Origin of the sequence: Nostoc sp. 'Peltigera membranacea cyanobiont' 210A, assembly GCF_002246015.1 — a bacterium.
Classification (GTDB): domain Bacteria; phylum Cyanobacteriota; class Cyanobacteriia; order Cyanobacteriales; family Nostocaceae; genus Nostoc.
On the sequence record NZ_NOLJ01000007.1, the window covers coordinates 558719 to 572702 of the forward strand.

Here is a 13984-nt window from a genome sequence, read left to right on the forward strand (position 1 = left end):
AATGACCGACAATTTTGATAATGAAATGGAATTGGAAGAAGATTTTTTTGAAGAAGAGGAAGAACAAGAAACTGATGGTAGTTTAGTTTCAGATACCTTTTATATTCAGCAAGGTCAAATCAAACCAATTAAACAATTTCCTTTAGCCTTCACTGTACCAGATAAACTACCTCCAATCATAGTAGAGGGTTTGAAACTTAGCTGGACAAAAGCATCTCTGCTCAGTTTTACCGAGATTCAAAAAGGAGCTAATGTCAAAAATCTCCCCTATGCCTCATTGCGAGGTTTTCTACAAGTAGTACTAAAAGATGCGGCGCGAATTGAACCAGAAGTAGGTCTTAGCAAGTTTGCATTAAATTATGCTAAAAGCGATAGTGTGCCAGAACCTTTTGTTTACTTAAATAGTGGTAATCAAGAAGAAATAAATAAAGTGCTTCGTCCAATTATTAATGATTGGCTCACCATTTATCTTAGACCTTTTGCCAAGGAAGAAGATATATCAATAGAGATTATTGAGCGATTAGAAGATTTGCGAGAAAGAGGAGAGTTAATAAAAATTTCTCCATTTAAATCTCAAATATTACCTTGGGGTTCAGATGAAAAGACAGGTACAACTCAACCAAAAGATAAATATGCCTATCGGATGCTGGCAGATTACGCGGCTCGCCAAATTGCTGGACAGGTAATTTTTCCAGAGTTAGGGCCGATTAAACGCATTATTTCCAGCAACGGAACATTTACCTCTGGTATGGCAGAACTTATTACTGATCCGATCATCCTAGATAGTACAAAAGGGAAATTCAGTTTTGTAGTGCGCCTAGAAGTCGTTACTTATCCATCTTTGCGTCAACCTTTGTTGAGAGTTGAGGTTTCCAAACGTCGCTGGTTCACTCAATTAAAAGCTCCTAAATATGACTGCAACAATATTAGCGGTTTCATCTTTTCTCAAGACTATCCTGATTGTACTTTTAGCTATCAAGTAAAATGTGAACGAGATAAAAATAATAAAAAAGGTAAACATAACAAGCAAGAAAATAATAATTTGCGTTGGGTGACAGATACAGATTTTGAAACCCTGCGAAGAACATTGAACTTTCCTTTGCAATCTTTTGATGGGCAACAAATTGCTTTGGGCAAAGCCTCTACTGATAGCTGTGAGGTAGTTATGACTTACCGTAATGGACTTCAAGATATTTCAGAAAATGACGAAGATACTTCAGAAAAATATGGTATTGAAACAGGTGTACCAGAGATTGATAAATTAGACGCTTTTGAGGCGATCGCTAAAATTCTTGAACCGTTAGGAATTAAAGTATTCGATGGTTACACAGAAGTACCATCTAAGCATAAACTAGATGATACAGCATCGCGTATGATTAATCTTCCAACACTGCTTGGTGGTGTTTTGGAAGCTCTTGAAACAAATACCAGCTTGGAGTTTACTCCGAAGTATTTCGATCAACTCAATGATAAACAAATTGATGACTTACTATGTAAATACTTTGACCTTCGTTTAGAAGGGATTCATTGGGCAAGAAAAGCCTTTCAATTCAAGGGACGCATACTGAATCAGACAGATGAACTTCAAAAAATTATTCAAGCAAACCAAGCAGCGATTCAGCAATTGTATCCCAATCAAAGACCCTTATTATTTATCTTTTATGAATCTGAGTTGCAAACAGAAGCGAAACTATTGCAGAAAATTACTCAAGTTTTGTGGGGAGACACCCTCGAAATAAAGATTAATCGCTTACCAGAAGATACCCACGGGCCACGAGAAGGTTTACCTGGAAAAGAGTTGAAAGCTAAAGAGCGATCGCGTGAGCGAATTAAAGCATGGGAATCCACTGCAAAACAGATTGAAAAGCTAAATCAGCCAACTTTCTGCTTAATCATGGCGCGGAACTTTTACCCAGATCCTACTGGTCAAAACACTGTGAAACCTGATGATAAAGTTAATAAACCTTCAACCCGCCAAGCATTAGCAAAGGTTGGTGCTGGTGTCCAGTTTCTACTACCCATCGCAAAGATACGAAAAACAAACTGTCTTAAACTCGCAGACTTTTTTCATCGGATGCAGTCAGCACTAAAAGATTTGCTCTTTGCTCATTCTGGTTACATTAATGATCTGAGAGAAAAAGTTGATAAGTATCTGCAAAGTATCCCGCTAGAAGCCAGACCAAAAGAAATTATTGCAATTACAATCGTCCGTAAACAAAAGGGTCGCGCTCGTGGCAGTATTGGAAATACATTTTTACCAATAGCAATACGCCTGAATGTAGATACAGGGAAATGTGACTTTTGCTGTGCTTATGATAAAGGAAATTTAGCAATAACTCCTTGGAGTAGCTTTATTGATGCGCGAGCTTTTATTGCCCAACTTACTCCAATCAAACTAGCTGACAAAGAGGATGTACGTAAAACTCGATTCATGGAATTTGTAAAACAGATTGTTACTAACTCTGTGAAAGAAGGGATGCAACCATTAGTTATGATTGATTCTTCCAACTGCGTTAAACTTTGGAATTGGTTAGCTGATATCAAAATTAATGCTAATCAAATTAACCTTGGTCAACAGTATGAGAATATGCAGGATGAATGGCAAAGCGCACGTTTAATTCGCATTCGCCAAGAACTTGCCCCTGGCATTATTGAGAAAAAATCAAGACATTTAATAGAAACTTCTGTAGAAGATATCAGAACTAAAGAAGAACTAAATAAACTACCGCCTAATCTAGAAATTCCTTCCGCGTCAAGTGCGACTGGGTTATTTCGACTCAGCGCGACTAACCAAACTGGATGCGTAGCTTATCTATCTGTGGCGCGTGAATTACCACAAAGAAAAGCTCGTGGGCAAAGTTGCTATCGCTCAACCGATACTCTAGTAAAACAAACTGGGTTAAAGATAAGTCAACTCTCTAAAAAACCTCCATTTGCGGGTCGCTGGCCTACTCCCAACCCCCTTGAGATTGTTGTTACCTTGAGACAACCAGAAGATAATCCTGATGATCTAGCTGCCCTTGTGGAGTCACTGCGCTATGGCTTTGGTCACTATAGCGATTGGACAGGTTTGCCTGCTCCCCTATTTTTTGAGCGTGTTGTACGGGACTATATCAGTGATTTTGCGATCGCAGATGAGGACATTGAATCAGCGCAAGATTAAATATCCTGCCAGTGTAGAAAGAGGCGACTAATTTATTTACAATCAAACTCGCACAAAGAGGACTGTTAGAATGCATCCCGACGTATTGGCATTGTAAGGAAACGCATTAACAATGCGGTCGCTGTATTATACCAATTGGGAAAAAGAATGCGACAAATAGACCATTTGTAGAGACGCGATTCATTGCGTCTTTACCCAAAGATGTGTTGCAATCATTAATTAAATTGGTATTAGCATTGCAAGGGATTGCCAAATTTAATTCCCTACGAATTAATGAAATGCTGTACTTAACAAGCCAAGGTTAAAACTGCAACATAAAATTTGGCTTTACTGAGCTAGTGAAACCGCAGAACAAGCCCAAAAGCTGGCAAAAACAGTGTGATTGACATAGAGATATCAAGCAGCAATTGGGAAAGGAAACTACTACCTTGAATTGGGTATAACCCGTATGGTCTATGGCTTCAAGTCACTTTTCTAGATTTTATAATATAAGTAAGACATAAAAATAACGCTTCAATTATATGAAAATACTTTCATCAGAGCTAGTCCATTTGGGATTTGGCAAATATGTGCGTTCTGACCAAGTAACAGCAGTTATACCAATAGAAGAGGAGCGAGGCCCAGGACGACGAACCTTTGTTCACGTTCAAGGGCAGAGCGATCCAATTATCGCCTCTCGTGCTGAAGATACCATCGTGCGTGATTTAGTACAGGAACCACACGAAGTTACTCAAGCCCGTCAGCAGCAGGAAATTCTTCAAGATTTATTGGTTAATTTAGCTAATGTTAATTCCACTGTGCGCCGAATTAACCGTGATGAAGGCAGTTTGGATCTTGATTTGTTAGAGCGACGAATTAAGCAAGTCTTGGAAAATTAATTGCAGAAATCAGCAAACTTTCATAACGGAGAACGATATTGCTGAATACCATTACAGACCAAGTTTCAGTATCAGATACACAAACAAAATCGCCAAGGTTGTGGATACCTGAACGGGTACTGTTTACACCTGCTGCCCTAGATGAAGATTGGGGGCAGCAGATTCTTAAACGTGTGCAGTCACTCAACTTACCAATAGAAGAATTATCACAGAACCGCCTGAAGGGTCTGCGCGGTGAGTCTGAGCGAGATACTTACAACATCGCCAAGCGTACCTTAGCGGTGGTTACTGCACCACCCAGTTCTTTTAAACTGAGTCCTATTCCACCTTCTGCCGATTGGCAGTTTCACCTTGCCGAAGGTTGTCCGGCTCACTGTCAATACTGCTACCTAGCGGGTAGTTTGTCAGGGCCACCTGTCATCCGAGCTTTTGCAAACTTACCGCAGATATTAGAGAACTTAGCTAACTACGAGCAACAGGGAAAAACCACAAGTTTTGAAGTTAGCTGTTACACAGACCCATTGGGTATTGAGCATTTAACTGGAAGTCTTGCTGAATGTATCCGTTACTTTGGCACTCGTACCAATGCACATCTACGTTGGGTATCGAAGTTTGATGCTGTGGATGGATTACTCGATTTACCACACAATGGGCATACTCGCTGTCGGATGAGCGTTAATGCCGCACCGATTTCTGGTAAGTTTGAAGGTGGCACAGCATCCGTAGCATCCAGACTGAATGCATTCCGACGGTTGGCGTTACCACAAGAGCGTAGCGGTGGCGGTTATCCAGTAGGTTTGGTTATTGCGCCAATTATGCCAATAGATGATTGGCAAATGCACTATAGTCGTTTGTTTGACCAGATAAACGAGGCACTGGATTTTGATTGTAACCTTACCTTTGAACTCATCTCACATCGGTTCACGCCTGGGTCAAAAGAAGTGTTACAAACTTGGTATCCGCAATCCAAATTAGAGATGGATGAGGCAAAACGCAGCGTCAAGCGTAATAAGTTTGGCGGGACGAAGTACGTTTATGAGAAAGATACAATGAAGGCGTTGCGTAGCTTTTTTGAGAGTGAGATTAGTAGGCGCTTTCCAAATGCTGAAATTCTTTATTGGACTTAGAAGACTACTTCGCTCATATAGAGTTTGAGCAAATTAATTATTGGGTTAGAGAGCGATCGCTATATTATTATGCGATCGCTCTCTTTTCAGGTTGCTCAGGTTCGTTAGGGTAAAGCCGTAACACACAGAATTGGTATAAGCACTGAAGTGCTTAAAAATCCAGGACTAAAGTCCTGACTACGAACTTTTTTACCTCTCGCGTGGGTTTGGCTATGACCACTCAAAGCGAGATAATTTGGGCAGAGGACAGGCAACGTTATAAATTAATAGTGTATCTGCAATACCGGACTTGTTCTGGCTTAGTCTCAATAGCAAAGGTTTGGAGATGTTTACTTTATCAGAAACTTCTATCCTGGCGGCAATCCTACTGGTAGCTTTAGGCATTTTAGGCTGGGGCTTTTATCGCGCCAGACCTTTTGGTAAGCTGGGAATCTTAGCCTGGTTACAGTCGGTGGTGTTGATGACTCCCTGGCTCCTGTTTTTTGGATTGTTTGCCGCAGGGATTTACATCAATATAGCGGGTATATTGTTCTTGGTGGTGACATCCGCCGGATTGTATGTTTACTTGGGCAGACAGTTACGCGCTGCTGGGCAAGATGACATCCTCAAGCAACGCGCAACCGAAAGACTCGCCGCTGCTTCCTCACTTGCAGCAAATTCCCCACAACTAGCAGTCACAGAACTGAAAGCGGAAATCCCGCCAATACCGGAAGATGACTTGAATGCAATTAAAGGTATTTTCGGTATCGATACATTTTTTGCCACAGAAACGATCGCTTACCAAGATGGAGCCATTTTTAAAGGCAATTTGCGGGGAGAACCAGAAGAGACTCACAACCGTCTAACTGCAAGTTTACGGCAACGCCTTGGCGATCGCTATCGTCTGTTTTTAGTGGAAAACACAGACGGTAGACCCGTGATGATTGTCCTACCGAGCCGCAACGATCCCCGGCCGATGTTGCGATCGCAAAAAGTCTTTGCAGGTATTTTGTTAATAGCAACTATTGCGACTAATTTAGAAGCTGCGGGATTACTGCTGAATTTTGATTTTTTTGGCAATCCAGGGCGGTTTCAAGAAGCTTTGCCCATAGGCGCTGGAATATTTTCGATTTTAGTAGCTCACGAAATTGGTCATTGGTTACTTGCACAGCGTCACCAAATTCGCCTTAGCTGGCCATTCTTTCTACCCGCAGTGCAAATTGGCTCCTTTGGTGCAATTACCCGCTTTGAGTCTCTGTTGCCCAACCGCAAGGTATTATTTGATATTGCCTTAGCAGGGCCAGCCGCAGGTGGTATTGTCTCTTTGTTAATGCTGGTGACAGGCTTGCTGCTTTCCCACCCAGGTAGTTTATTTCAATTGCCCAATCAGTTTTTCCAAGGGTCGATTTTGGTGGGAAGTTTGGCGCGAGTTGTCCTTGGTTCGGCGTTGCAGTCACCCTTGGTAAGCGTTCATCCCCTAGTAGTTATTGGTTGGCTGGGGTTAGTAATTACCGCGTTGAACTTAATGCCAGCCGGACAACTCGATGGTGGGCGGATTATTCAAGCGATTTATGGACGCAAAACCGCAGGACGGGCAACGATCGCAACTTTAATTTTACTGGCGCTAGTGTCTCTCGGTAATATGATTGCCATGTACTGGGCGATCGTGATTTTCTTTTTGCAACGGGATCAAGAACGCCCTAGCTTGAATGAAGTCACTGAACCAGATGATGCTAGAGCCGCTTTGGGGCTTTTGGCTCTATTCTTGATGATTACTACTCTTTTACCCCTCACTCCCGGCTTGGCTGGGCGTTTAGGAATAGGATAGTGTTTATGGAGCCTACACCCAAACAAGCAATATCCGCAATTCGGGTGTGCGCTCAACTTACCAGGGTTTATAAACGAATTAGACCTTGTAAGATTAGACGAGCGCACCAGAAATGTTTATATCTTGGCGAATAATTCAATCGAAGCTGAGGTAACACTAACTGGAGAAATTCTTTGGTTATGACAAAACCTAACTTTCAACAAATGCCTTTAGAGCAGCTAAGAACTTATATTTTGGAGCATCGCAACGACGATGAAGCATTCCATATCTACATCGACAAGAGACGTGCCCAATCTCCAAAACAGATGCCGATGACAATTGAGGAAGCGGAGGCTGATTTACAGAGACGGTTTGGACAGCAAGCTAGTTAAAATAATTAGTAATTCGTAATTCGTAATTCGTAATTCGTAATTCGTAATTCAGTTTTTTAACGGGGATTGAGCGCAAAACCGGAGCAGTCTGACTGACGAGTATAAGTGTGAAGGATAAAGTATTAACTTTCATCCTTCATCCTTTCTTATGGTTTCCAGCCTGCTAGCAAATTCGGGTAAGCTGTTGGTGTGGGAAAAATTTTCTGGAAGGCAGTTTGACGCTCTTGAGGCTTTTCTTTGCTCATGTTCCAGAGGGTTTCATAGAAAAAGAAAGAGACTCCGGCAAAATTGCGATCGCGTACTTTTTGCACTTGTGTCTGAATCTGCTGCATCGGTACGGATTTATTTTTCAAGCCAGCCAAAATGCCTACACTCACTGGAATATGGCTCTTGGCCGCTTTCACTTCTGGATACTCTAATTCGCTAACAAAGATATTCAAATCATCTCGATATATCTGCAAAACTAAGTCTTCAATGATTCCTAGCCGTTCCCACTTCTGCCAGTCTGCTAAAAAGAAGTCATAAGAAAAACGTTGAGGATTAGGAGCAACGGAAACCAGGCAATTTTTTTTAGTAGCTTTAATGGCTGTAAATACCCGTTTCATAAACTCGGTGATTTTGTTAGCTCTCCAGCGTACCCATTCTGGATCTTTAAAGTTTTTGGAGGGAGCTTTTCCGCGGTGTTCTTTTTTGTAAAGTGCCACTGTATAGGCATCGTATCCTAATTCTGATGGTAAGCCAAAATGGTCATCAAATTGAATACCATCGATATTGTAGTTTCTAACAATTTCAACGATTAAATCTTGAATAAATTGTTGTACTTCTGGGCGAAAGGGATTTAGCCAAACGCGATTATGTGTCCCTTCTTTGACAATCCGAGTCCCATTACTGCGACTTGTGAGCCATTGGGGACGATTTTTAGCTAACAGGGAATCTGCTGGAGCCATGAAGCCAAATTCAAACCAGGGAATCACCGTTAACCCTTTTTGATGTCCCACATCCACAATTTCTTTGAGGATATCTCGCCCTTTGAGTCCGGGTGTGGGATCGAGCGATCGCCCGATAACTTTTTGGGCAACTTTGCTAGGATACAATGTATATCCCCAATTCCAAACCGCCGGATATATGGTGTTAAAATTGAGTTCATCAAGACGTTGCAAAGATCCCTTGAGGCGATCGCGCTCAAATAAGACATCACTATCAATATTTGTTAGCCACACTCCCCTTAATTCCGATTTTGGCGTTGACGGCAGCTTAATTTGAGCGTTCAAAGGGAACGATAATATCATCGTAGCGATCGCACTCAAGGCAAGCATAACGATAAACAAAAGAGACTTTCTACTTTGGCGGATATTCCACCAAGAAGAAAACTCAACACACCACTCTACAAACCTTTTCATCATTATTTAAAATGTCTGTGTCAGTGAAGGAAACATTGGCATGATAACTAATATTAATGCTTAACCTTTGTTTCCTGCTCTAAAAACAGATTGCCAATATCAAATAAAAGTTGCATAGTACCTCGATAGCCAACCTTGGTAAACTGACCATGATCTAAGCGGTCAAAAATGGGAATACCTTGACGATAGAGAGGAATTTTTAAGCGTTGGCTGATCGCTACTCCATGAGAGTTGGTAATTAGTAAATCAGACCCAACCGCCAATTGCTCAAAGTCTTCCAAATCGCCGATAGTGACGCTCTTGATCGGCAGTTTTTCTAGTAGAGGAAAGCGTGTTGTTGTCACCGCTGAGTGAATCTCAACTCCTAGCGATCGCAAAAAAGCAACTGTTAACCAAAGTAAATCTGGTTCCAGCGCCAAAGAAACTCGCTTGCAACCAAAGTAAAAGTGATTTTCCAACATCATATATTGCAACTGCCGGCGTTGACGGCGGTATTTCTCTGGTACGCTGACACCACTGATATCCGCCAATGCTTGCAGGAATTTATCTACTGCTGCTAGTCCCGTCAGTTCACCAAATACCTCATAAGGTATATTGAATCTCTGATCCAAAATTTGCGCCGCACCCCGCATACTATCACCTAGTGCCAAAGTGAATACAGAACTACCAATTGAGCGCAATTGTGACAAAGTAGTGCCATTAGCTGTAATGGCACTAGAGGAATCTTCTATATGACCATCTAAAGAGCCAGAAAGATCGGGTACAACAATAGGTACAATTCCAAAGGAAGTGACAATTTCTTTGATTTCCTGGACATCACCTGGTGTGAAGGCAGAACTCGCCAAAATAGTGATTTGTGTAGGGCAAGCATCTTGCTTAGAGCTTTTTTGGGGAATTTCCCTGACTATACTCTCAACTGCGCCAGCAAAGCCATCCTGTAATGTACCTTTGAAATCCGGTGTAGAGACAAGCACAATTGGTAAATAATCTAGTTCTGGGTGACGGTGGCGAATCTCCTTAACAAAGCGCCCCATATCATCGCCTCTGGTTTCCACGAGTCCAGTACTACAAAGACCGATAATTTCTGGTTTGGATCTCTGCACCAAAGTCAAGATTGCTTGTTCAACTCTTTCCTCACCACCCAAAATGGTTGCAACTTCGGTCATCGCCGTACTGGAAAGAGGAATCGTTTGACGGAAATGTTGTACTAATACCGCCTTAGTCAAAGCAGTACAACCTTGAGAACCGTGTAATAAAGGCATGATTCCCTTCAACCCCAAAAAGGCTAAAACTGCACCCACAGTTTGGCTTTGCTTCAGGGGATTAACTGCAACAGATGTACTCGTAACGCTAATAATCGCCATCAAATTTCCTCCTCTGAAGAATTCCCTGCTCCCCCTGCTTCCCCTGCTTCCCCTACTTCCCCTACTCCCTCATCCTCTGACCACGGGGCTGGCTGGTATACTTGTTCCCACACAGGGTTGTAAAAAGCGGCATACAGTTCTTGTGCTACCTCTAAGATTCCTATATACCCTGCATAGGCATGATTGCGTTCTTGATTAATATCTAGAAATGGAATCCTAGCAGTGAGAGAGGTGTCTTGATGGCGTTTATCAGCAATTAACATATCAGCTTGATTTTGGTTAATTAGCTGTAAAATTTCTTCAGGACTATTTTGTTCTAGAATTATGCCATCTTGACCCAGCAAACTTTTGACTCTAATTTTATCCTCCTCAGTATTATTCTTAGTCAGAATAGCAATAACTTCCATCCCCAAGTTCTTAGCAGCAAAGATAATCAACCAACTCTTGAAACTTCCAATAGAAAGGATAATACGCTTACCTTGCAATCGGGTGATATAAACAGCGAGTTTTTCATCTATTTCAGCAGTTTCTTCTGCAATTAGTTTTTCTGTGCGTTCCTGCAAATCAGAATTACCCAACTTGGCAGCAATATTCCTTAGACATTGATTGATTGACTCAATACCATAGATAGACTCTTCAATATAGGGAATGCCATATTTTTTCTCCATCCCTTTTGCCATGTTAATTAGTGCTTTGGAGGAGAGCAGCACGTTAAGTTTGGCACGATGGGCATAGCAAACTTCTTTGTAGATAGCATCGCCTGTAATTTTTGCCAAAACTCTGATACCTAATTTCTCCAATAACGGTAGAACATTCCATATTGCACCTGCGATATTATGTTCACCAATTAGGTTGATGTCATAAGGTGTACTAGTATCTGGTTCAGCTGTTCCAATAACATGTTCTAGCAACGCTTCACCAGCAACACGATTGCCCAAATTTTGGTTCCCAATAAAGCCAGGACAATGTACTGGGATAGTGGGTATTCCTGTTTTCTCGGTGGCATCTTTGCAAACTCCCTCGATGTCATCTCCAATCAGGGCGGTGATGCAAGTGGAGTAAACAAATACCGCCATCGGTTTGTAGCGTCTTGCTAATTCTAAAATGCCTTTGTACAGCTTTTTGGCTCCACCAAAGATGATATCGTTCTCATCGATGTCGCTGGTAAAGCGTATTTTGTACAGCATCGAACCCGATGAGAGACTGCTGTAACTTCCCCAAATACTGGCAGCACAGCCACTTGGCCCGTGGACTACATGAGCAGCATCGGTGATTGGTACTAGGGTAATCATTGCACTATCAAAAGCACAACTCCCTTGAGTAGTTCCAGGTTGGGGTAATTGTGTGGAGGACTTTTTTTTCTTTTGTTTCTGCTGACGAGCATCTTCGGAATTGGAGTCACTGAGTGAATCGTTGGTTTTTCCTGGAGTGGGATTCATTTGTTTGGTGACAATAGGTAGAATTTGTTAGATGTTAACTGAATTCCCAAAGGCTTTTATAGGACTTTCATTTATTAATGTATCTAAAACATGGAATAAAAGGGAATGATCGAGAGAATTTATCATTCCCTAAAATATAAACATCAACTAGGTTAGAGAAGGAAAAAACAAAAACATGAACTAAAGTATTAAAGTATTAATTTTGCTGTGTATACTTTAGTAGATTAGTGTTAACACGGTGACGATAAAACACTCAGAGGTTAAGATTAGCTATTCGATTACCTCCATTTTAAAAGATTGGTGAGAAAGTGGGCGAGAATAGCCCACCTAATATTTACTTTGTATTTAGCTCTTGAGTCTTAGCTACCGGAAACTATTTCTACGTTTCCTTGTTTCAGAGCTTCTAGTGCTTCGCCTTGAGCGTCTTCTAGCTTCTTAGCAGCATCTGCTTGGCTAATCATTTTTGCAGCATTTTCTTCACTTTCAAGAATGCCAAATTCAATCAACAAATCTTCTAGCTCATCCATCTCGATGGGTGTGGGAACTGTAAGATTTGTATTGCCGATAATCTTGTCCGCTAATGTGCGGTATTCATTAGCTTGTTTGCTGTCAGGCGCATACTCGTTCACTGTCATCCGGCGCAGTTCGGCGTGTTGCACGATATTGTCACGCGGGACGAAGTGAATCATGTGGGTATTCAGTCTGGCAGCCAGGGTGCTAATCAGTTCGTCTTCCCGATCAGTTTGACGGCTGTTACAAATCAGCCCACCCAAACGTACACCACCAGTATGAGCATATTTGAGAACGCCACGAGCAATGTTATTAGCTGCAAACATCGCCATCATTTCACCGGAGGTAACGATGTAGATTTCTTGGGCTTTACCTTCACGAATTGGCATAGCAAAACCACCACACACAACGTCGCCCAATACGTCGTAGGATACGAAATCTACATCTGAGTAAGCACCGTTTTCTTCGAGGAAGTTGATGGCGGTGATGATACCCCGACCGGCGCAACCTACACCAGGTTCTGGCCCGCCTGATTCTACACATCTGATATCTCGGAAGCCAGTGATTACAACTTCTTCAAGTTCGATATCTTCCACAGCACCCCGTTCAGCAGCCAAGTGCAGCACGGTGGTTTGGGCTTTACAGTGCAAAATCAATCGAGTAGAGTCAGCTTTGGGGTCGCAACCCACAATCAAGATGCGTTGACCCTTTTCCGCCATAGAAGCGAGGGTATTTTGGGAGGTAGTAGATTTACCGATACCACCTTTACCGTAGAAAGCAATTTGTCTAATTTTGCCGTCGGACATGATGATTGATCCTGTAATTGTTTGTTTGCTGGGTCTGTCAGTTTATGAGGCGTTGGCACTTTGTGCCTACCGGAGGTACTTGCACTGTAAAATTACAGCAGCAACCTGATATAGAACGTTGTTGGAGGTGCTCGTTCTACAGCAAAAAGAGTCCGAATCCAGAACATATTCAAGTTTTGGTCAGTTTTCGTTGACCATTAGTCATTACTCAAGGAATATTGCAAGTATTACCATCCGCTCACTTAAATGATTTCTCTAGCGGTAGCAATACCAATTGGAAAAAAGAAAGCGACAAATAGACCATTTGTAGAGACGCGATTCATCGCGTCTTTACCCAAGGATTGTTGCAGTCATGAATTGAATTGGTATAACACCAATTGGGAAAAAGAAAGCTACAGATTCCAAGCCGGAAACTCAAATTGAAATCCGAATTACGAATTCAGCATTACCAGTTGTTGTAATCCCCTGAAGGTTGCTCATACCTAAAGAGTGGTTGCAGCAGGAATTTAAATTTACGCCAAGTTTTCCTTTAACCCACAACCAACCATTGCAATCCACTCTAAACAGTCGCTACAACTTCCCCGATTTTGCTGATATCGTAACCGCCGAGAATTTCAAATTGGGAGTGAACCATTCGATGTCCCAAAGTACTGAGCAACTGCTGTACAGGTGCTTCTTCCAAATATTCCTTAAGAATCACCAAATCATATCGTGACCGATGTAAAGGGATAAATCCCAACCCAAAGGCGGTAGCTACAGATGCCGTACTCATACCAGCATCGGCAACTCCTCTGACTACAGCTTGGGCAACATCTTGGTGACTTTTGAGTATATTGTCAAAGCCCTGAACAGCATCGAACGGTATCTGCTCTTTTTGGAGTGTTTGTTCCAAAAGCATCCGACTACCAGAACCTATTTCGCGGTTAACAATAGTCGCTCCCCCAGCAACTAAGTCACTAACTGTTCTAATTCCCATTGGGTTCCCTGACTTTAACAAAAGTCCCTCCTCCCAGACACCAAGGGTAATCAGAACTGCTTCCCTTCCAGCCAGAACATCTCGAACAAAGGGAGTATTATACTCACCAGTCTCAGGATCGTACAGATGCATCCCAGCGATGT

Annotated in this window: 11 protein-coding genes; 6 read left to right on the plus strand and 5 right to left on the minus strand. The window is 42.1% G+C overall.

All coding sequences use genetic code 11. The annotated features are described in order from the left end of the window. Position 1 precedes the first annotated feature (1 nt). From CDG76_RS24435 to CDG76_RS24455, 6 genes are all read left to right on the plus strand, one after another. On the plus strand, positions 2-3163 hold the full coding sequence (locus CDG76_RS24435) for an RNaseH domain-containing protein (RefSeq protein ID WP_094351475.1): 3162 nt from the start codon (positions 2-4) through the stop codon (positions 3161-3163). 521 nt (positions 3164-3684) lie between these two features. Next, positions 3685-4041 (plus strand): hypothetical protein, encoded by a 357-nt coding sequence (locus tag CDG76_RS24440; protein ID WP_094351476.1) that lies wholly within the window; start codon positions 3685-3687, stop codon positions 4039-4041. Between the two features lie 104 nt (positions 4042-4145). After that, the gene (locus CDG76_RS24445; RefSeq protein ID WP_094351511.1) at positions 4146-5168 is read left to right on the plus strand and encodes a spore photoproduct lyase family protein; all 1023 of its coding nucleotides are present in this window, start codon (positions 4146-4148) and stop codon (positions 5166-5168) included. 325 nt (positions 5169-5493) lie between these two features. Further along, entirely contained in the window at positions 5494-6975 is a 1482-nt protein-coding gene (locus CDG76_RS24450; RefSeq protein WP_094351477.1) for a site-2 protease family protein, read from the plus strand. 69 nt (positions 6976-7044) lie between these two features. After that, a complete protein-coding gene (locus CDG76_RS39700; protein ID WP_442946390.1) occupies positions 7045-7158 on the plus strand; it encodes a DUF6888 family protein in 114 nt (37 codons plus the stop codon). Then, a complete protein-coding gene (locus CDG76_RS24455; RefSeq protein WP_094351478.1) occupies positions 7155-7346 on the plus strand; it encodes a DUF6887 family protein in 192 nt (63 codons plus the stop codon). The genes CDG76_RS39700 and CDG76_RS24455 overlap by 4 nt, the downstream gene beginning before the upstream one ends. A gap of 146 nt (positions 7347-7492) precedes the next feature. On the opposite strand, the gene CDG76_RS24460 is transcribed toward CDG76_RS24455, so the two are convergent. The 5 genes from CDG76_RS24460 to CDG76_RS24480 all read right to left on the minus strand — a co-directional run. Further along, positions 7493-8746, minus strand: a complete 1254-nt coding sequence (locus CDG76_RS24460; protein WP_094351479.1) for a glycoside hydrolase family 10 protein — start codon at positions 8744-8746, stop codon at positions 7493-7495. Positions 8747-8799: 53 nt separating this feature from the next. Then, on the minus strand, positions 8800-10110 hold the full coding sequence (gene nifN, locus CDG76_RS24465; protein ID WP_094351480.1) for a nitrogenase iron-molybdenum cofactor biosynthesis protein NifN: 1311 nt from the start codon (positions 10108-10110) through the stop codon (positions 8800-8802). Continuing rightward, on the minus strand, positions 10110-11549 hold the full coding sequence (nifE, locus tag CDG76_RS24470) for a nitrogenase iron-molybdenum cofactor biosynthesis protein NifE (protein ID WP_094351481.1): 1440 nt from the start codon (positions 11547-11549) through the stop codon (positions 10110-10112). The genes nifN and nifE overlap by 1 nt, the downstream gene beginning before the upstream one ends. A gap of 359 nt (positions 11550-11908) precedes the next feature. Then, entirely contained in the window at positions 11909-12865 is a 957-nt protein-coding gene (gene nifH, locus CDG76_RS24475; protein ID WP_094351482.1) for a nitrogenase iron protein, read from the minus strand. A gap of 559 nt (positions 12866-13424) precedes the next feature. Further along, a partial coding sequence (locus CDG76_RS24480) for a substrate-binding domain-containing protein (RefSeq protein WP_190240966.1) occupies positions 13425-13984 on the minus strand: 560 nt, incomplete at its 5' end.